We start from the raw sequence: 21,292 nt of genomic DNA, 5'->3' as shown, positions 1-21,292 counted from the left end.
TGAATCTACTGTTGTGGTGGCGGTGAACCAAGAAAAAATTTGCTGTTGCGATCGCATTGAATTTCTGCAACTGCGTTTTTATTTTCTGGATTTTTAACTGCTGCAACTGGTTGAATAAGACAAGATTTTTGCAGATAAAATCCACGGGGATTTGTGCTTGGTCCTTGCCAAATACTCAGGATATCTAATCTATAACCCGATTTGATATTGACTACACGCGGTTCAATTCTCCATAGTCCCTTTTCTTCATATTTACTCAGGTTTTTATTAATCATACTTTTACCTAAATTTCCAACTTGCTGGTTAGCTTCTAGCAACCATCGTTCTACTTCTGACCAAGCTCGGTTAGCTATTTGTTCTTCTATTAGTGGTTCGATTTTATTTAAAATAATATTACCGTTTTCTGGTCTTTTAGCTTTTGGTTCTAACCTAATTACAAAAGTGCTGCGCTGAAAATTATCTGCGGACAGACTGGGATATTCTTTTAACCATTTATCTATGACAAAGTAAAACTGAATCCAGCAACTTATCAACATAGACCAAGCCAGCAAAATAATGATTTTTTGGCGTGCTTCTAACTTGGGAATGGTAGCTTTTGTTGATGTACCTGTGCCTGCGAAAAATTCCGGTATTGCTGTAATGATTGCCGCAATTGTCGGCCAGAGAACTATAGTTCTAGGTGTGACTACATTCTCCTGATGTCCAAAAGCAAATACACTGACTAAAAACCCAGTTAATAAAGCACCTACTGGCATAAAGGTTCCAGGAACTCTTAAAGGATCATCGGTGGTATACCAAGCAGTACCCGCAATTAAAAATCCCCAACCTGTTAAGGCGATTATATCTTTGATGGGTCCTGTGGCAAAATATGAACATACCAAAGAAAAAATACTTAAATAGATAAACGTCTGCCAAGAATAAGCCTTGGGAGGCATGATGAATTTCTGGACTCCCAAAAATAACTCTTGAACAAATTTAAATAGCAGAATTACTTCTTTAAACAATGATGAATTCATTTTCTACCTAGCTAATTAAGTGAATGTGCTTGATATAATTACTTAATTTGTATAGCGAAATTGCGAATTACTAAAATTAAAGTTATTACGGTATAGCTCAGGGAGTTTGCTATTAAAGTAGTAGTAACTAAGCTGGAATTTTGTAACTTCATCTTTTGATTTGTGAGGATTTTCTCATGCTGAGAGATGTCGGTTGTTTCTTGCTTTTTAACACCTTCAGATGCGGTGATAATTAATAGTTTTAAAAATAGAAATTTTACTAAAAAAGTAGCAAAGAAGATCATAAAGCCAATGAGAATTATAGAATTCTGGATTCGAGGGTTTCTAAAGGTATTAAGAAATACATACCCAATTAATTCGGATTTGAATGATACAGATAATATTGGCTCGATCAGAAAAAATATATTCCAGCCAATGACGCTGGAAAAAACGTTCATAGAAATGGCATAAAAAATGCTGGTTTTTTTATCAAATTTTAGCGATCTATTGAGAATATAGCCTTCTAGGGGAATGGCAATCAGTAAAAATAAAGTTTCAAACAAAATTGCACCAATGGGCAAAATTCTCGGTAGTGATAATTCTTCAGGCATAAAGCAGCAATAAATTTTGGATTTGAGATTTTTGAACTCAGCCCTGTCAGGATGGGACTTGAGGATTTTAGATATTGAACGACTAAACTGTAGAAAGTATAACTGAGATCATACGGATAATAGTGGAAATTATCTCATTCTTCTTACCATCTTTGCTCCTAGTGCGCCAGTATATTTTGATTAATATTATTAATACATCGATTTAGCTCTCATACGGAAGTGTTAGGCAAAATTATCCTGCCTGATTAGCCAAGTGGTTCGGTAAGATAAGAAACAGCCACGTTACAGCTTTTCCAAAGATGACAAGAAATGGCATCGGTATTCGCACAGCGCAAGTACGTTCTGAACGGCTCACGGGTCAAATTCACGTCTATGATGGTGTGGGTAAAGGTAAGTCCCAAGCTGCTTTAGGGGTGGTTTTGCGCTCGATTGGGTTGGGAATAAATGCACCGAGCAATTCTAATCGTGTCTTACTGTTGCGGTTTTTGAAAGGTCCAGAACGTGATTATGATGAGGATGGAGCGATCGCAGCTTTGCAGCGTGGTTTTCCGCATCTGATAGATCAGGTTCGCACAGGTAGAGCCGAGTTTTTTGGACATGATGAGATTACCTCGTTTGACAGCACAGAAGCTGCACGGGGTTGGGATGTAGCCAAGGGTGCGATCGCATCAGGGTTATACTCAGTTGTGGTTTTAGATGAAATTAACCCGGTTTTAGATTTGGGTTTGCTATCGGTGGATGAGATGGTAAACACTTTAAAATCTAAACCCCAAGAATTGGAAATCATCGCTACCGGACGCGCTGCACCACAACAGTTACTAGATATTGCGGATTTGCATTCGGAAATGAAACCTCACCACCACCCGACAGCCGCAGAACTGTTAATTGAAGGAATTGAAATTTATACTGGTGCAGGTAAAGGTAAATCTACCAGTGCTTTGGGTAAGGCTTTACAAGCTATTGGTAGGGGGATTAATCATCCTGGTTCTACCCGTGTATTGATTATGCAGTGGTTAAAAGGTGGTAGTGGGTATACTGAAGATGCAGCGATCGCCGCTTTGCAGCAGTCTTATCCAGAAGTGGTGGATCATTTACGCTGTGGAAGGGATGCGATTGTGTGGCGTAATTCTCGGCAAGAATTAGACTATGTGGAAGCGGAGAGAGGTTGGGAAATTGCCAAAACAGCGATCGCATCTGGTATCTATAAAACCATCATTCTCGATGAACTCAACCCCACTGTTGATTTAGAATTACTTCCTGTTGATCCGATTGTTCAAGCTTTATTGCGTAAACCAAGAGACACGGAGGTTATTATTACTGGTCGTTGTCAAAATCAACCTGCATATTTTGATTTAGCTAGTATTCACTCGGAGGTTTATTGTCATAAACATTACGCTAATCAAGGTGTGGAATTGAAGAGAGGGGTTGACTTTTAAAACGATCAGATCCCCGACTTCTGAGATCAATTGATAATTTATTGACAGAATAAATAAAGAAGTCGGGGATCTGGATAAATAGTTAATAGTCAGTAGTCACTTAACGGGACTTATAACTGACTATGCAAAATATTAATAATAAAAAGTTAAAGGAAACGCAGCTTAACGCATAATAGTTTGATTTAGGTTGATAAAACCCAACCCAAAAATCACTATTACTGATGTTTTTCTTGGTTTAACCAATCTACTAAATCCGCAACTTCAGAGATATTAAACAACGCTGCACCTAAATTTTCTAACTGTTCCACAGGTAGGATTTTAACTCTTTCCACTATTTCGGAATCAAGTTTTCCAAACCTTTGATTAAGTAACCGTAGACAAAATTTAACTGCCTCTTTTTGTTCTCCTTTTCCTTCTCCCTTCTGCAAAATATCCTGATAAATTACTGATTCTTGCATAATATCCTCACTCAATAACTGACGAATAAAATCTTTTTCAAACCGCAAACCTGCTAAAATCTCTGTGTAAGCTGCAATATCCTGCTTAGTCTCCCTATCTGCAATTTTAGCAACATTATTGGCAATTTGGGATAATAAACCTTGGGGTGAATTTGTCCGGGTTAATGGTGCTAATGGTAATAATGCCAGATTATGCAAAAATAACTCTGGCTCTTCTTCCCACATTCTGATTACACGGTAACGGTGTCGTGTTGTTTCGTTAACATATTCTTCAGTAAAAACAATTGGATCATCTGTTTCTTGTAAGAAAATCACGACTTGAGTAACAGGAACTTGATATGTACGGATTAATCGCACTGAATAGTCTAACTCTCTAAAAGGAATGGGAGGTTTAGATTGTGGTTTGGTTTGAAATTCAATATGTAAAATCCGATTTTCTGTTTGTAAAAAGGTGACAAAATCAGCGCGAATTGGTTCTATACTCAATTCGGTTTTTAAGACTTTAATTGTTTTTGGTTCTTGGGGAAGTAACCATTTAGCAAAATCAAAGGGATATTTTTCTGCAAGTAGTTTACAAACGTTGTCATAGCTCATAGGGTTGTTAATATTGATCTGAAAATGAGGATGATAAATTAATGTGTTATAATATGTTATCACTAATTAAATACATCAAGAGAGAATGCGTTTAAAAGTAAAGGAGATAATTAACTATGCTAAAAACTGTTAAGTGAATCTACCGCAATGGAAAAGTTGAGTTAGCTGAAATTCCTGAAAATATTTTGAAAAGCCAAGTTTTAATCACTTTTATAGAAACTAAAACACCAGAAAATATTAGTATAAAAAGTTCAGCAGAAGAATTATTTAATCCCCTACGTGGTAAAGTCCTCTCTAACCCTATCTTGACTAGGAATTGCACTTTCTTGAATGTCTGTAAATAAATCATCAATACTTTCTTGAACTATATCACTGATATGCTGTTCACTTTGCTTTTGATATATGAAAAATTTAAATTCATTCAATGCTTCTTGGAATTTATTAATATTTTCTTGCTGAGATTCTTTAATTTCTAGAATACTATCTTTGCATAGATTAAGATTTATATCTGGTTCTATTTGAACTCGATTGATAACATCAAAAGAATACGCTTTATAAAAATCATTACCGTTATAATCATCGGATATTATAACTAAAAACTTAAAGGTACTAAATAACTCAACGTATCCATAAATTATTTTTTCTGTGGAATTTCCTTGGATAAAGAGTTGATGTAATATTTGAAAACTATCATTGGTACTTGTAAGTGTTCTATCAGGATAATAGTGAAAAACGGAATTTACTTGACTCTCACCTAAGATATAAGGTAGAAGATGTAAGATATTTTGCCTATTACCACCATTCTGCATATAGAAACTTGTTATCATTTTACATATAGCTCGGAAAGTTGTATTATCTAGTTGTATATTGATGGTAAATGGCTGATCTAAATATTCTTGACCTCTATTAGCTTTATTGATAATCCCTTCTATATCTATGTCTTGAATCCAGGGATTTTTTCTCTTCAGACCGTTAAGAACTGTTCGCATTTCATTTTCATCTTTAGCTTTAATAAAAATACGCCCATCTTGTTGATTATCTATAATTGGCCGGACTGTGAAAGGTTTACCTCCTGCTTTCAACAAAAACTCTTTCCCTGTTATATCCTGTTTTACTTTTATATTTGGGTTTTTCCCTCTATCCCTTTTTATATCAAGAAATAATCCAGCAAAATTTAATTGATTTGATAATGAGGTGTCTATGGAATCAAAATTTTTAGCGCAAGTTGCACAAATAATCGAAGGAGAAACGAGCTTACCACCCAGTGCATTAAGAATTATGTGTTCTTCGTAAGTGTTGTTTTCTGTAATTTCACAATCACACACATAGCAAGTAGGCATATAGAAAAATTTCCATGAGTAAGGTATCAATATTTGCATTATACAAAATTTTACCGAAGATGGTTACAAATTCCGATACTGCTTTAAGTTTTTATTCGGTTATATGCCTAATTCCCAAGTGAAGAGTTAATGACATATTCTAAATCATAAAATCATTGAGATGATAACTTTATTAAATCCTGAAAATCCTGAAATCTTGGACATCCTGATTCAGACAAATAAAATATCATATAATAGAGGATAAATATTTACCTCAATTAACTATGCAAACCACAGAATCACCCTTACAATTGCGGCTGTGGACTGTTGATGAATACCACAGAATGGCTGAAGCAGGAATATTTGATCCAGGTGAACGAGTAGAATTATTAGAAGGGAAAATAATTTGCATAGTTGCTAAAGGAATTTCTCACCGTTCAGCAATGGGAAGAACAAATAAATTATTACAAAATCGTTTAGAAAATCAAGCTTGGATAGCTATTCAAGACCCTGTAAAATTAAATGAAAGGTCTGAACCAGAACCAGATATTGCTGTGGTGAAAATAGATCCGCTAGACTATGCAGATCATCATCCTACCCCAGCAGAAATTTATTTAATTATCGAAGTTGCAGATAGTAGTTTAAAACTAGATACAGAAATCAAAGCTAAAGCTTATTCTCAAGCAGGAATTAAAGATTATTGGGTGTTAGATGTAGTCAAACGTGAATTAATTGTATTTAGAAATCCCACAACAGAAGGTTATCAAAATCAAGAAATTATCACAGAACATCAAAAAATATCTCCTTTACATTTTCCTGATTTAGAAATTGTAATTACCCAGATGCTACCACTTGTCTGATAGATAATAGGATAATTGAGATGATGACTTTATTGAATCCTGAAAAGCCTTAAATCCTGGACATCCTGATTCAGACAAATTAAATATCAGGCTCAACACCCAGCTTTCTTAACTGTTCTATCAACCTTTCCTTCTGTCTTTTTTCCTGTTCCGTCGGAGTCAAAACCCAATTACCAGAAACATCATACCACCTTAACCAAGGCTGCTGAATATTATGATAATTTCCCTCCCAAACACCCAAACCTAATTCTATTTCTGGTATCCAAAAACGAGAATCTGATAAATTGATTTCGGCATAACGTCCACCATCTAATTTAAACATTCTAAATTCATATTTATAACGGTCAAAAATAGCATAATAGGGAATCCTTAAAATCTGTTCATAAACTTCCCACTTTGTTGGTGGTTTTTCTGCATCTGGTAAAGTCTGTCCTAAATCTTCCTTTTCTGTTCCTGGTGATAGCAACTCAACTATCACAAAAGGAGTAATTCCTTCTTGCCAAATTACATAACTTAAACGTAAATCACCATTTTTATATAGAGGAGAAACTCCCACAGATACAAACCAGTCTGGTCTTTTATACCATGTTGGATGATTGGGGTCATAATATAAACTCATATCACTAGCAGTAAAGATTTTGTTGCTAGGGTAGGTGGGAGAATTAAAAGTTTCGTCTAATAAACGTGGTTGCAATAAATGAAATTGATCAGGCAAACCTTTTTCCTCTGGATCTTCACTTTTGAGATCATACATCGTTGGTAACACTTCTTGGGGAGAACGAGGCGGATCAGTTTGATACATATTACTATTCCTAGAAAATTTAATTTATTGTGTGTTCACACTTTCTTTATTTCTATTTTACCAGCATTAATAGAGTATTAACTCAAGTTACGAGTTATCTCGTTACGCCTGGTAATGGGTAATTGACGATAAAATCCCTGTTTTCATCCTGTTCATCCTTTAATCCTGGATATCCTGATTCAGACAACATCCATTTCCTGGTATTCTGAAACCCAGAAACAGCAATATTCACAAAACATGGAAACTCCAACACCAAAAACCCCAAGTTGGTTTGTTCGCAGAGATATAGATGGTTTATTTGGACTCGTACTTGATAACTTTATTCAAATATTATTAATTGTCAGTTTGTGCCAAGGTGTATTAGGTTTCCCACCTTCCCTCGTCTATGGACGCATTTTTCCCGGTGTCGCTTTTAGTTTAATTATCGGTAACTTTTATTATGCTTGGTTAGCAAAAGAACAAGGCACAAAAGAACAACGTGATGATATTACTGCCCTTCCCTATGGTATCAACACCATTAGTCTGTTTGCCTATATTTTCTTAGTCATGTTACCTGTGAGGTTAGCAGCACTAGCCAAAGGTGTATCTCCTGAACAAGCATCGGAACTAGCTTGGCAAGCAGGGATAGTAGCTTGTTTAGGCTCAGGTTTAATTGAACTTTTAGGCGCTTTTATCGTTAACCCATTACGTCGCATTGCTCCCCGTGCAGCTATGCTTTCAACCCTCAGTGGTATCGCTATCACCTTTATTGCTATTGGCTTTTTATTTCGCACCTTTGCTAACCCTGTCGTCGGTTTAGTTCCCCTTGGTGTCATCCTCGTTACCTATTTTGGTAAAGTGCGTTTTCCCATACCAGGAGGTTTATTAGCTGTATTGTTAGGAATTACCCTAGCTTGGGGAACAGGTTTAGTGGGTTGGGATAATGCTAAATTTACTGTGGCTGTTGCACCCATTGGTTTTTATTTCCCCAGTTTATATTTAGGACAACTTTGGGAAAGTCGCACCGTTTTAGTAGAATACCTGAGCATCATCTTACCAATGGGATTATTTAACCTTGTTGGTAGTATTCAAAATTTAGAAAGTGCGGAAGCTGCGGGAGATTTTTTTCCTGCTGTACCATCTTTAGCTGCTAACGGTATTGGTACTATTGTGGCTGCGGTTTTTGGTTCTTGTTTCCCCACAACTATATATATCGGTCATCCTGGATGGAAGGCTTTAGGCGCAAGGGTGGGTTATTCTATCGCCAACGGTGTCATTATGGGCATCCTGTGTTTAAGTGGCACTGTCGCCATGTTTGCCTATTTTGTCCCCATTGAAGCAGGTATGGCAATTGTCCTCTGGATTGGGATTGTGATTGTCGCTCAAAGCTTCACAGCTACACCTTCTCACCACGCGCCAGCGGTGGTTGTGGGCTTGTTACCTGGGATTGCGGGGTGGGGGGCGTTAATAGCTAAAAATGCCTTGCGGGCGGCGGGTTTAGGTACTCCAGATCAGCCATTTACACCAGCTTTAATTGAGCAATTTAAATTAAGTGACACCTTTATTGATGGCGCTTTTGCTTTAGAACAGGGGTTTATTTTTTCGGCGATGATTTTAGCGGCTATCACTGTTTTTATTATTGAACGAGATTTTCGCCAAGCTGCCTATTGGTCTTTGGGAGGGGCTGCATTATCTTGGGTAGGTTTAATGCACAGTTATCAATGGACGATCGCAGATACGGTTGTTAATCTGGGTTGGGGAACAGGTAGTAGTTGGGCTGTGGGTTATATTTTGCTGGCTATTTTGTTTTTCTATGTCTCTTGGCAAACAAGACAAAAACACGAATAATTTTAATTATCCTAAAATTTTCCTAAAAAACACAGTGATTTCCCGTAAAACAGCAAGTAACTATTGGAGGAATCAAAAAGCTCAGGCTATCTAAAACACTTAATAGACCTCTCCGGAAATATGGTAGAGACGTTCCGCCGGAACGTCTCTACAAGGGTTTCAAACCACGCACATTTAATTACCGGAGATGTCTAATGGATGAGCTTTTCATATTTCGCCATTATTTTGTGAACAATTTGAGGAAATCAGCTAAATGTCCCAAATCAACGGCACAATGATGCAATATTTCCACTGGTATATCGACCCCGATTTAATCCTGTGGAATGATCTAAAAAACAAAGCTCAAGAATTAGCTCATGCAGGTTTTACGGCTTTGTGGCTACCACCAGCTTATAAAGGAATGGCAGGTGGTTATGATGTGGGATATGGCGTATATGATATGTACGACTTGGGGGAATTTGAGCAAAAAGGTACAATTCGCACCAAATATGGCGATCGCCAACAATACCTAGATGCTATTCAAGCAGTTCAAAGATATGGTTTGCAAGTCTATGCGGATGCTGTCCTCAACCACAGAATGGGAGGGGATGTTAAAGAAGTAGCTAAGGCTACACCATTCTCCCAAGATGATCGGCTTAATCCCAAAGGTTGGCAACGAGATATCAATGCTTATACCCATTTTAACTTTTCCGGTCGTCAAGGTAAACATTCTGAGTTTCAGTGGCATTGGTGGCATTTTGATGGCGTTGATTACGATGATTATTCTAAAGAGCAAAATACTATCTATTTACTAGATGGTAAAAGATTTGATGATTATGTCGCTTTAGAAAAAGGTAACTTTGCTTACCTGATGGGATGTGATTTGGACTTTCAACACCAGGAAGTCAGAGACGAAGTAACTCGTTGGGGTGAATGGTATCTTGATACTACGCAAGTAAATGGTTTCCGTATTGATGCCGTAAAACATATTTCTGCTTGGTTCTTTCCCCAATGGTTGGATCACCTCAAGCGATATGCTGGCAAAGATTTATTTATGGTGGGTGAATATTGGTTCAACGATATTGGCACACTACATTGGTATCTTGATGCTGTGGGTGGCAAAATGTCTTTATTTGATGTACCCCTACACTACAATTTCCACTATGCCAGCAAATCAGGTGGTAACTATGATATGCGGCGTATTCTTGATGGTACATTAATGCAGCAACGACCTACTCATGCTGTTACTTTTGTCGAAAACCACGATTCTCAACCGTTGCAAGCTTTAGAAGCACCTGTAGAACCTTGGTTTAAACCTTTGGCTTATGCCCTAATTCTCCTCCGTGCAGAAGGTTATCCTTGCGTATTCTATGGCGACTACTATGGTGCAGAATATGAAGATTGGGGAAAAGATGGCAACCGTCACAAGATTTTCTTACCTTCTCATCGTTGGTTAATTGACAAATTCCTCCATGCCCGTCAAAATTTTGCCTATGGTCCACAGTATGACTATTTTGATCATTGGAATGTGATCGGCTGGACAAGATTAGGAGATGCAGAACATCCCAAAGCAATGGCTGTACTAATGAGTGATGGATCTGGTGGTAGTAAATGGATGGAAGTTGGTAAACCTAACGCCAAATTTTATGATTTGACAGAACATATTAAAGAACCAGTTTACAGTAATGAATGGGGCTGGGCTGAGTTCCATTGTCCTGGTGGGTCGCTTTCTGTCTGGATTCAAGAGTGATAGAATTTACAGCAGCGACCAATAAATAGGATCAGGGACAGGGGAAGGGGACAACACAAAAAATAACCAATACTGTTCGGTGAAAAATTTTGGTAGGTTGGGTTAAGCGACAGCGCAACCCAACAAAAATTGTCAGGTTTTAGCAGTGCTAAAACCCTGCTCATTTGGCAGAATTAAGACCAATAATTGCATTTGTAAAAAGAGTGATTTACTCTGAAATTACCAGTAAATTTTGGAGTCATTAAAGAATGGACATTGATAGTAATACTTTGGATTTAATCACAGGAGGATTAGGGATCGCTATTCTTTTAGGTGGAATGGTAATGATGTTTACCACTATATTCACCACCAAAAGATAAACGACTTCACCCGGTTTTTCTGGGTGATAAATCCTGGCAAAAATTACAAGATATCAAACTTACTCAATTATCAATCAATCCCCAAGAACCCTACCCCGATGAAAGGTGACGCAAAACCCCCCCTCCCTTCTTGAGATGAGAAGACACAGGGGTGGGGTAAAACGGCTGTGGGACAACGACTTGAGCTTAATTTGACACCAATAGCAGGATGGCCACCCTACAATATTTTATAATTTACCTGTAAAAACCCGTTCTGCTGGGCCTGTCATATAAATTCGTTGGTCAATTTCTGACCATTCAATTTCTAAACATCCTCCAGGTAATTCTATTGTGGCTGTGCGATCGCATTTATCATTCAATACCCCAGCTACCAAAACAGCACAAGCACCTGTACCACAGGCTAAGGTAATACCTGCACCCCTTTCCCATACCCGCATTTTTAAATAATTACGGTTGACAATTTCAATAAATTCTGTATTGATTCTTTGGGGGAAAACGGGATGATGTTCAAATTTTGGACCGATGCTTTCTAGGGGAATAGCTGCCACATTTTCCACAAAGGTGATACAGTGAGGATTGCCCATACTGACACAGGTAACATCCCAAGTTGTTCCTGCGACTTCTAAAGGCAGATTAATTACTTTGTTGTCAGCAGGTGCAAGGGTTGTAGGAATTTCTTGTGCTAGTAACCGAGGTAAACCCATATCGACCTTAACTTGACCATCATCTGTAAGTTGAGGTGTAATCACACCAGCTAAAGTATGAATACGATAATAATCTTTAGTGCGGGATATTCCTTCTAACTCAGTTAAAAATGCAGCTAAACAGCGAATACCGTTACCACACATTTCTGGTTCAGAACCGTCGGAATTAAAAATCCGCATGGTGTAGTCAGTATCGTTTTGTCCTGGAAGTGCGAAAATTACACCATCAGCACCAATGCCAAAATGGCGATCGCACCATTTCACAGCTTGTTCTGGTGTGATAACTGGTGTTAATGAAGACCGATTATCAATGAGAATGAAATCATTACCCAAACCGTGATACTTAGTAAATTCTATTGCCATTTTCCCCTAGATGAATTATCAAAGATAAGTTACTACTAATTTAAACATTGTCCCAGATGATTGGGGAAGAGAAGCCAAAAGGCAAAAGGCAAGAGGCAAAATTTGATTAATTTTCCCCTGCTTCTGTTGCCTCCCCATCTCCCCATCTCCTCATCTACCTTTACATACATCATTACCAAAAATGGCAGCAACTGAATTTGATACGACCCTACCTAGCATTCGACTAGTGCAGAATTGGATTAAACAAAAAGCTACAGTCGAATTCAAGCTGGTGACTGGTGATTTAATCACAGGTAGGGTTTTTTGGCAAGATATCAATTGTGTATGTATTTTAGACGGCAACAACGAGCAAATTACCGTTTGCAGACAGGCGATCGCTTATATGAAACTTCGCAGTGACTCGGTTGTAGAAAGAGGCTTAGTCCCACGAGATGCTAGAGTCGAAGTTGCCAATATCGATTCTTGATCCAAATTAAGGCTGAGGAGGTAGAGAAGAAATGTCTGGCTTTTTGGTTATTAAAAAAGCGTATCTAGGTAATGCTGCAAGATTCACTTTGATTGCATTGCTTTAAATCACTCAATAATCCATGCCATGAAAAAATCCTTGTCTTTCTCCACACCCCACACCCTACTTTTTGACTACTCTGGCAAATGATCAGCAGGTAGAAACTTATTGACGGTTTCTGCCTCTTCATCTCTGATGATGGGAATAGCTAGGGGTAGTCCGCAGGAAGCAGTAAACAACTGTTGAAGTTCATTCAGGCTGGAAAAGCTACCGCACAGCAGCACTTGATCACCTGTTTTTAACTCCATGTTGCCATGAGGAAGGCGGATAAACTTGCCATCTCGCCGAATAGCCTGCACTTTTACCCCATACTGTTCATCAGTAGTTAAATGTGCCAGATTTTTACCCAAAATAGGACAGTGAGATTGAACACTCACCCACTGACAAGCATTACTTTCTCCCGGAACAGCTGCATTTCCTTGAGCAAACTCCGCTAACGCTGCTAATTCCTCATTGGCACCCACGACTAACAAGCGATCGCCAGTTTCTAGTTTAATCTGACTATGGGGATAATCAATCTCTTCCCCATCAGTGCGACGAATAGCCATCAAACTCACCCCAATTAGATAGCGCATATCCGCTTCTTCCAAAGTCATGCCAATCAATGGGGAATCAGAGGGTAAGTCATACCAACGACGATTCAAATCGCGGGTTACTTGCTGTAAATGCTGGGAAACCTCCAAAGCAGAACGTTCAGGACGCAAATCTAAATAATGGTCTTTGCGAATTTCCTGCATTTTCTGTTGTACAACCTCTGGGGATAATCCCACATCGGTGAGTAAATAGGTAGCCATTTCTAAACTAGCTTCAAACTCTGGTTGTACCACTTCCCTTGCACCCAGTTGGTAAAGCACCTCAATGTTTTTATCCTGGGTAGCGCGGACCACTAAATCTAATTCTGGGGATAATTCCAAAGCGCGTTTGAGACATAGACGAATACTAGCAGGATCAGGAAGTGCGATCGCCATTCCCTTAGCATGATTCACCCCAGCAGTTTCTAACACATGAAAACTTACTCCATTACCATAAACATAAGGTATTCCCGCATCCCGTAACTGCTGAATCCTGCTTTCGGATTGGTCTATCACTACCACAGGTAACTCGTATTGCTGCAACAACCGCACCAAATTTTTACCAATACGACCATAACCACAAACCACAATATGGTCTTTGAGAGGTAAATCTTCTGCAAAATCACGCGCTTGTTCTTCCACCAAATAAGGTTTTAACCAAGGCATGGACTCCGCAAAATCAAATAAAAATGGTACTAACCGCAACACAAAGGGAGTCAACATCAAAGTTACAGCGGTAGTTCCCAAAATTAATAAATATATCCTTCGGGAAACCAACCCCAAAGCCTGACCTTCACTAGCCAGCACAAAGGAAAATTCCCCAATTTGCGCTAATCCTAACCCAGCAATTAAAGCTGTTTTCAACGGATAGCGGAATAACTTGACCAGCGGAGTGATGATTAAAAACTTACCGACGAAAACCAAAGCTACCAAACCGAGAATCAATTCTAGGTTGTGCCACAAAAACACCGGGTCAATTAACATCCCAATGGCAGCGAAAAACAAACTAGCAAAGATATCCCGCAAAGGTTCAACAATAGTCAGGGTTTCGTCAGCATACTCCACCTCGGAAATCATCAACCCCGCTACAAACGCCCCCATTTCGATAGAAAGACCTAAATATTCAGTTAGCAGGGCAATACACAAACATAAAGTCACCACCCCCAACAAAAATAACTCCCGGCTTTCAGTTCGTGCCAGCAGTCGCAACAAAGGCGGAATTAACCAAATACCCGCCACCACAGCACCCGCAGCAAATAAACCAATGCGTACCAAAGCCGTCAGCACTGCCATCCCAATGACTTCACCTGGTTCATGCAAAGCGGGTAATACAGCCAGCATCAATCCCAGTGCTAAGTCCTGAACTACCAAAATACCCAACATCACTTGGCCATGAGGCGTTTCTGTCTCATTGCGTTCCATCAAACATTTGAGAACAACCGCTGTGGAAGACAAAGACAGAATACAACCCAAAAATACACCCTTAGCCGGTAAAGCGCCCCACGCACCTGTAACGCCACACACCAAAACGGTGATGAGAATAGTGAGAAGAATTTGTAGTCCTCCACCCCCCAAAGCTATAGCCTTTACCTTTTTCAGTTCAGCCAAGGAAAATTCTACACCCAAAGCGAACAGCAAAAAGGCTACCCCGAACTGTGCCAAGGTTTCTACCTGGACAACTTCTTTAATTAATCCCAGTCCCGCAGGACCAACAATCATCCCCCCAATCAGATATCCCAGCAGCACAGGTTGTTTTAACAGAGCGGCCAGCAGTCCACCACAGGCAGCGACAGCAAAAACCGAAACCAAATCGACAATTAACCGAAAATCCTCTTGCACCAGTTTTAATAAGAAATATAAAGACCTTGTTAACTCAGCATACAAAGTTTTCTCTCTTTCAGGGGAGGGTACAGCAGGAAGAAAATTTTGGTTTTCAGCTTTGTTTAATCCTCACCCAAAAGCACAAATAGGTTTATGAGCAAATACTTGTGCTTATGAGATATTGCAAAAAAGACGTTTTTCTTACTTATTGATAATGGAGAGGGTCTATTCTCAATAATGTTGAGAATATTAGCAATAAGGCAACGATTTTACAAGGTTCTTGACCTCTTGACTTTTGATGGTATTATGGGGGTGTATAATCTTTAGGAATTTTATATTTAAATCTGCACTATCCTTCTATTAGACATCTCAGAAAAAGAATTAAATTATACTTGATATCAACATATAAACCGTACTTGGCAACCTATTAATTCATGCGCTCTCGGCAAAGTATCCTGGAAATGTTTGCGACCTTCCTACAATTTGAGTCCGAACGCTTAAATGGTTGGGTATATGATGCCAAACTGCATCGCAGCATCCAGTATCTCTTGTTACAGATACCACAAACGCAAAACTCAGAAAATTTTTGGGCAATTTACTGGCACAAAGCTTGGCAAACTCAGTCAAACTCCTTAGCACTTGGTCATCTGTCTGCTTATTTGCAAGAGACTTGTTATTGGGCTGTAAAAAGAACCATTCCCCAATTTGCCAGTGTGCAGAGTAGTTTAGCTGATTGTTTTCAGATAGCGATCGCTCAAGTCCCAAAAATCCTCAAAGGTTGTGACCCCAACCAAAAAGCTAGTCTAAAAAGTTACAGTAATGTGGCTTTTGGTAATATTATCCGTGATGCTTTGCGTCAGCAACAAGAAATAGATTATGCCAATGATTGGGCATTGCTGCTGAAGTTAAGCCGCAAGCGACTACAGGAAGCATTACAAAATGCTGGAGTAACAGATGAAATAATTGCTCGTTACCTGTTGGCTTGGAAATGTTTTACAGATGGTTATATTCTCAGTAAATCACCAGGTGTCCGCAAATTACAAAAACCTGACCAGGATACTTGGGACATCATCACGCAAATTTATAACCGTGAACGTCTAACCCTGAAAAACCCTGGAACAGAATGCACTCCAGAAACTTTAGAAAAATGGTTGCTTTTTTCTGCCAAACACGCACGTGCTTATCTTTATCCAGTGGTTTCTTCCCTTAACTTACCCAAGTTAGGACAAACAGAAGGTGAGTTGCAAGATGACTTACCAGATAATACTCATGAATCTTTACTAGCTAGTATAATTGCTGAAGAAGAAGCCGAAACACAAAAAAATCAACAAATAGAAATTCATAACTTGTTAGTTGCTACCCTAGCAAAACTAACACCCCAAGCACAACAATTATTACAACTATACTATCAACAAGCACTCACCCAGCAACAAATTGCCCAACAGCTGCAAATCCAACAATATCAAGTTTCACGCCAATTATCCAAAGCCAGAGAATCCTTACTGCTGGCCATTACCAAATGGAGTCAGGAGACAGCGCATATTTCTCCAACTTCCAACGTGGTGAAATATATTAGTATCGTGTTGGAGGAGTGGTTACAGAATTATTTCCGTAATCTGGAATCTCACTCCTCAGAGGAGAAATAGTTATGTCTGTGTTCTGTGTCCCCCCTACCCAACTGTTTTTAGAAACTTCCTCAGAGGTACAAAATCAATCTTGGCAACAAAGCCAGTCTTTTGTGAGTCCTCGTGGACGTTGGAATGCTTTTCTAAATCAAGTATGTCTTAGTACCTTTCTGCCCTGGTTACAAACAGAATATGCACCAGAAGCTACTGTGGAAACCCTGTCTCAGCTTTGGGAAGTAGTAAATGGGTTTGCCATAAATGTAGATACAAAACGTTTGGTTTTAATTCCCGATAAAAATTTAGAAACTGGGGAATTTTTTGTCCCACAAGAATGGATAGATATTCCTAAGTTAGCCGGAGATTACTACTTAGCAGTACAAGTTAGTCCTGATGGTGCGTGGATGCAAATTTGGAGTTATACCACCCATGAACAATTAAAAAACCAAGGTAGTTATGATCCTCAAGAAAGGACTTACTCTCTGGAAGCTAATCAGATGATTGAGGATTTGAATGTGCTGTGGGTTGTGCGTCAATTGTATCCTGAAGAACAAACACAAGCAGATATTTTCCCACTGCCGATTTTATCAACTACCCAAGCAGAAAATCTCAAACAGAGATTAGCAAGTTCAATAATTACTAATCCTCGCTTAGAATTACCCTTTGAAATTTGGGGGTCATTATTAGAAAGGGAAGACTTTTTACAAGCAACACAGAATTCAAATATTGTTAATTTGCGGCAATGGTTTGAGAATATTTTTGCAGATAGCTGGCAAACAATAGAAAATTTATTTGGTGCAGAATCAAATTTAGCCTTCAGTTTTCGCCAAGATAATGATGTTACTGAAGAATCAATTCGACGGATAAAAGTGATTGATTTGCCTAATCAAAATAGGAATCAAACATTGGTTTTGATGTTGAAATTGACAGCAGAAACAGATGGGAGAGTAGGAATTCGCGCTCAATTATATCCCCATGAACGTAATTCTTATTTACAAAATAATATTAGATTAGAGTTGATTTCTGCATCAGGTGATGTTGTGCAATCAGTCGCAGCACGAGAGGCGGATAATTCCATTCAATTAAAACGGTTTCGCTGTCCAGTGAATACAAGGTTTAGTATTCAAGTTGCTTTAGATGATTTCAGTTTTGTGGAAGAGTTTGAATGTTAATTGTCTGATAGCGTAGCGTGGCGCAATCCATATCAGTATTTCCAGTATTTGAGGATGAATAGAATTATAATGATGATTTAATTACAAATTACCAATTACCAGCCATGAGTAAATTGATCGTCCTAAATCTAGGAAAAGGAAACCTACAACAAGGGTTTCCCACGGTTATTGCTCAACTTTGGCAAACGGATACTCCTACTCCTATGCAGTTTACAGGAGGACTACCTGCTGCACCACAATTAGACAATCTTTATCGACGTTGGCAACAATTGTATACAGCGTTATATGCCAGTTTAGAATGGCGTAGTCGCAATATTTCTGAATTTGAAATTGAAGAAGAAGACGTTACCCATATTTCTCAAGCTGAGTTTGAAAATATTTGCCAAGAATTACAGAAATGTCTAAATACATGGCTGAATAGTTTATTGTTTCTCAATATTGACCGCAAACTACGTACTCAACTTTTACCTACAGATGAAATTCGCTTTATTATTACTGCTGAATGTCATCAGGTTTTAAAGTTGCCTTGGTGTTTGTGGCATTTTTTTAATGATTACCCATTGGCAGAAATCGCTCTTAGTCCTCCTGAATATGGTCGTGCAATTAAAACTAATTCTCAAAAAAGTAATGGTAAAGTCAGAATTTTAGCTATTTTAGGAGATAGTCAGCACATTGATCTTGAAAAAGACCAAAGTTTGCTGAAACAATTACCTCACGCAGAAATCAAGTTTTTAGTCGAACCCAACCGTTCCCAATTGACAGAACAATTATGGGAATCTGGTTGGGATATTCTCTTTTTTGCTGGGCATAGTTCCAGTCAAGGTAAAGGGAAAATGGTACTAAATTCTGGCGAAACTTTGACAATTGATCAATTAAAGTATGGTTTACAAAAAGCAATTGCCCAAGGTTTGCATTTAGCAATTTTTAACTCTTGTGATGGTTTGGGTATCGCCGTAGATTTAGCTGATTTGCATTTACCGCAAGTAATTGTGATGCGAGAACCTGTTCCAGACCGAGTAGCACAGGAATTTTTAAAGCACTTCCTCGCAGCTTTTTCACAAGGACAAACATTATATACAGCAGTTAGAGAAGCTAGGGAAAGATTACAGTCTTTAGAAAATGATTTTCCCTGTGCTACTTGGTTGCCTGTTATTTGCCAAAATCCCGCCGAAATCTCCCCAACTTGGCAGGATTTGTGTGATCAAAAATTGAGTTTAAAGTTTTCACTTCCTAATTTAAAACACTTATCAAGTGTTTTTTTGAGTAGTTCAATTGTTACTTTATTAATAGTTTTAATCCGACTATTAGGGGGAATGCAATCGTTAGAATTGGCAGCTTTTGATCAATTAATGAGACTGCGACCTAAAGAACAACCAGACTCCCGGTTGTTGGTTGTCACTATCACTGATCAAGATATTCAAGCACAGGGAAAAGAACCCAGACAAGGTTCTCTTTCTGATAAATATCTCAACTTATTACTCACAAAACTAGAACAATATCAACCAGCGGCCATTGGTTTGGATATATACCGAGATTTTTCTGTCAGTTCCAACCAACCAGAACTAGCCAAACGGATGCAAAAAAGCGATCGCCTCATTGCTATTTGTAAACGTGCTGATCCAGAATATGATCCCACCGGGGTTTCACCTCCACCGGAAATACCAGAAGCACGGTTAGGTTTTAGCGACTTTATCGAAGACGATGATAGCGTCCTGCGTCGTCATTTATTAGCAATGACTCCCAACCCCATCTCCTCAACTTGTACACCAGCTTATGCATTCAGCACTCAGTTAGCGTTCTTGTATCTGCAATCACGAGGAATTACAGCCAAATTTACCCCAGATTGGGATTTACAACTAGGGAATAAAATCTTCCAGAGGTTAAAAAATAGAAGTAACGGATATCATGCCATAGATGCCCAAGGTAGCCAGATTTTACTTAATTATCGGTTTTCGCCTTCCGTGCAAGCAATTGCACCACAAGTTACCATGAGTCAAGTATTAAACGGGCAAATTAACTCCAATGCCATCAAAAATCGAATTATTCTTATCGGTGTCACCAGTAATAGCAGCAGTGATTATTGGTCAACACCATACAGTAAAAAACCTTCACAAGTCCTACCAGGTATACTTATTCAAGCACAGATGATCAGCCAGATGATCAGTGCCGCTTTAGACAACCGACCTATATTATGGGTTTGGACACAATGGGGTGAAATTTGCTGGATTTGGTATTGGTCTTTGACAGGAGGGTTACTAGCTTGGTATGTTAGAAAAATTACTTACTTAAGCATGATTTTAGCGATCGCAATAGTCACACTGTTTGGACTCTGCTTAATTATACTAATTCAAGGAGGTTGGATACCCTTAGTACCACCTATCATTTCTTTGCTAGTTTCCAGCATTCAAATTACCTGTATCAAAACAAAAATAGCAGGTGACAGGTAATAGGCAACCGAAATTAGGCGTTTTTGAATTTTGAATTGACCTATTCCCTATTAAAAATCACGAATTATGAATTAGGAATTTGTATAACAATTTATCTACATTATTTTGTGATTAAAAAATTAATTGTTGCAATGAAGAAGATACTTTGTTTTCATTCTATCACCCTCATTTATGCAATGACACTGAGCATTGTTAACTTACCAGGAAATTGGCAAAGGTTACAGGCTCAAACTTTAATATCAACTACCAAAATCAAGTACACTGCACCAGCAGTACAAGAACAGCCAGGAGAACCAAAAGGAAGACGTAAAGGTGGGGGAAGTCGTGGACCATGTAAGCAATATGAAACCCTGACAGCATTAGTACCCATAACTAAAACAGAAAATAAAGATTTAGTTTGGGGAAATTCAGCATCTCAAACGCCAACGTTTTGGTTTTCTGTGCCAGATAAATTAACTCCCAACCTGCCTGTAGAGTTTGTCATTCAGGATGAAGCAGATAATTATGTCTATCAAACAAAATTTAATCCTCCTGAAACACCGGCTGGCATAGTTAGCCTACCAGTAAAACCTACATTACCATTAAAAACAGGTAAATCTTATCGTTGGACTTTTTCCATTTATTGCGATCCAGATAAGCCTTCTGCCTCTGTTTATGTTCGAGGTTCAATGACACAAATAGCCCTTAATTCAAAACTGCAAAAACAACTGGAAGCAGCTAAAACACCTTTAGGAAAAGCCGTTATTTTTGCTGAAAATGGTATTTGGCATGATGCCTTAACGATTTTAGGTGAACAAATTCAAAACAGCAAAAATCAAAATACAGAAATTACATTAGCTTGGGCTGAGTTGCTTAAACAAGTTAATTTAGATAATTCTGCTTCTGCCTCCATTATCCAATGTTGCACACCCAAACAATAGAAATACTGCCATAGTTAAACCCACATTCCGTAATGTGGGATAAAAAAACACACCCAGGAATTAAAAATAATTTCTGAGTGTATTGATTAGGTTTCCGATTATGAATTTGGTAAACC

16 protein-coding genes are annotated in these 21,292 nt (G+C 38.5%); 9 read left to right on the top strand and 7 right to left on the bottom strand.

Features of this window, described 5'->3' with window-relative positions:
• Positions 1 to 5: 5 nt before the first annotated feature.
• Positions 6 to 1,016 (bottom strand): septal junction protein FraD, encoded by a 1,011-nt coding sequence (gene fraD / locus H6G06_RS19010; protein WP_190562935.1) that lies wholly within the window; start codon positions 1,014 to 1,016, stop codon positions 6 to 8.
• A 38-nt stretch (positions 1,017 to 1,054) separates the two neighbouring features.
• Entirely contained in the window at positions 1,055 to 1,606 is a 552-nt protein-coding gene (gene fraC / locus H6G06_RS19005) for a filament integrity protein FraC (RefSeq protein ID WP_190562933.1), read from the bottom strand.
• Positions 1,607 to 1,905: 299 nt separating this feature from the next.
• Between fraC and H6G06_RS19000 the strand changes: the two genes are divergently transcribed.
• The gene (locus tag H6G06_RS19000) at positions 1,906 to 3,042 is read left to right on the top strand and encodes a cob(I)yrinic acid a,c-diamide adenosyltransferase (RefSeq protein ID WP_190562931.1); all 1,137 of its coding nucleotides are present in this window, start codon (positions 1,906 to 1,908) and stop codon (positions 3,040 to 3,042) included.
• A 215-nt stretch (positions 3,043 to 3,257) separates the two neighbouring features.
• On the opposite strand, the gene H6G06_RS18995 is transcribed toward H6G06_RS19000, so the two are convergent.
• Together H6G06_RS18995 and H6G06_RS18990 are read right to left on the bottom strand one after the other, a co-directional pair.
• Positions 3,258 to 4,094 (bottom strand): DUF4351 domain-containing protein, encoded by an 837-nt coding sequence (locus H6G06_RS18995; RefSeq protein ID WP_190562929.1) that lies wholly within the window; start codon positions 4,092 to 4,094, stop codon positions 3,258 to 3,260.
• 275 nt (positions 4,095 to 4,369) lie between these two features.
• On the bottom strand, positions 4,370 to 5,434 hold the full coding sequence (locus H6G06_RS18990; protein WP_190562926.1) for an HNH endonuclease: 1,065 nt from the start codon (positions 5,432 to 5,434) through the stop codon (positions 4,370 to 4,372).
• Positions 5,435 to 5,697: 263 nt separating this feature from the next.
• Between H6G06_RS18990 and H6G06_RS18985 the strand changes: the two genes are divergently transcribed.
• Positions 5,698 to 6,273, top strand: a complete 576-nt coding sequence (locus H6G06_RS18985; RefSeq protein ID WP_190562924.1) for a Uma2 family endonuclease — start codon at positions 5,698 to 5,700, stop codon at positions 6,271 to 6,273.
• A gap of 79 nt (positions 6,274 to 6,352) precedes the next feature.
• Here the strand turns inward: H6G06_RS18985 and H6G06_RS18980 are convergent, their stop codons facing one another.
• Positions 6,353 to 7,075: a Uma2 family endonuclease gene (locus H6G06_RS18980; protein ID WP_190562922.1), complete on the bottom strand. Its 723-nt coding sequence runs from the start codon at positions 7,073 to 7,075 to the stop codon at positions 6,353 to 6,355.
• A gap of 237 nt (positions 7,076 to 7,312) precedes the next feature.
• Here H6G06_RS18980 and H6G06_RS18975 point away from each other — a divergent pair, with 237 nt between their 5' ends.
• On the top strand, positions 7,313 to 8,902 hold the full coding sequence (locus tag H6G06_RS18975) for an NCS2 family permease (RefSeq protein ID WP_190562920.1): 1,590 nt from the start codon (positions 7,313 to 7,315) through the stop codon (positions 8,900 to 8,902).
• Positions 8,903 to 9,155: 253 nt separating this feature from the next.
• Positions 9,156 to 10,631: an alpha-amylase gene (locus tag H6G06_RS18970; protein ID WP_190562919.1), complete on the top strand. Its 1,476-nt coding sequence runs from the start codon at positions 9,156 to 9,158 to the stop codon at positions 10,629 to 10,631.
• A gap of 586 nt (positions 10,632 to 11,217) precedes the next feature.
• On the opposite strand, the gene dapF is transcribed toward H6G06_RS18970, so the two are convergent.
• Complete coding sequence (gene dapF, locus H6G06_RS18965) at positions 11,218 to 12,057, bottom strand: diaminopimelate epimerase (protein WP_190562917.1); 840 nt, start codon at positions 12,055 to 12,057, stop codon at positions 11,218 to 11,220.
• A 181-nt stretch (positions 12,058 to 12,238) separates the two neighbouring features.
• Here dapF and H6G06_RS18960 point away from each other — a divergent pair, with 181 nt between their 5' ends.
• Positions 12,239 to 12,523: an Hfq-related RNA-binding protein gene (locus H6G06_RS18960; protein ID WP_190562915.1), complete on the top strand. Its 285-nt coding sequence runs from the start codon at positions 12,239 to 12,241 to the stop codon at positions 12,521 to 12,523.
• A gap of 173 nt (positions 12,524 to 12,696) precedes the next feature.
• Here the strand turns inward: H6G06_RS18960 and H6G06_RS18955 are convergent, their stop codons facing one another.
• A complete protein-coding gene (locus H6G06_RS18955; RefSeq protein WP_190562913.1) occupies positions 12,697 to 15,033 on the bottom strand; it encodes a cation:proton antiporter domain-containing protein in 2,337 nt (778 codons plus the stop codon).
• A 416-nt stretch (positions 15,034 to 15,449) separates the two neighbouring features.
• Here H6G06_RS18955 and H6G06_RS18950 point away from each other — a divergent pair, with 416 nt between their 5' ends.
• The 4 genes from H6G06_RS18950 to H6G06_RS18935 all read left to right on the top strand — a co-directional run bounded on the left by H6G06_RS18950 (position 15,450) and on the right by H6G06_RS18935 (position 21,176).
• A complete protein-coding gene (locus H6G06_RS18950) occupies positions 15,450 to 16,661 on the top strand; it encodes a sigma-70 family RNA polymerase sigma factor (RefSeq protein ID WP_190562911.1) in 1,212 nt (403 codons plus the stop codon).
• A 2-nt stretch (positions 16,662 to 16,663) separates the two neighbouring features.
• Entirely contained in the window at positions 16,664 to 17,809 is a 1,146-nt protein-coding gene (locus H6G06_RS18945; protein WP_190562909.1) for a DUF1822 family protein, read from the top strand.
• A 104-nt stretch (positions 17,810 to 17,913) separates the two neighbouring features.
• Positions 17,914 to 20,256 (top strand): CHASE2 domain-containing protein, encoded by a 2,343-nt coding sequence (locus tag H6G06_RS18940; RefSeq protein ID WP_190562907.1) that lies wholly within the window; start codon positions 17,914 to 17,916, stop codon positions 20,254 to 20,256.
• Positions 20,257 to 20,432: 176 nt separating this feature from the next.
• Positions 20,433 to 21,176: a DUF928 domain-containing protein gene (locus H6G06_RS18935; RefSeq protein WP_242039774.1), complete on the top strand. Its 744-nt coding sequence runs from the start codon at positions 20,433 to 20,435 to the stop codon at positions 21,174 to 21,176.
• Positions 21,177 to 21,292 lie beyond the last annotated feature (116 nt).

This window comes from Anabaena sphaerica FACHB-251, assembly GCF_014696825.1.
Lineage (GTDB): Bacteria > Cyanobacteriota > Cyanobacteriia > Cyanobacteriales > Nostocaceae > RDYJ01.
The sequence above is the reverse complement of the archived record's forward strand: the minus strand, read 5'-3'. Positions and strand labels throughout refer to the sequence as shown.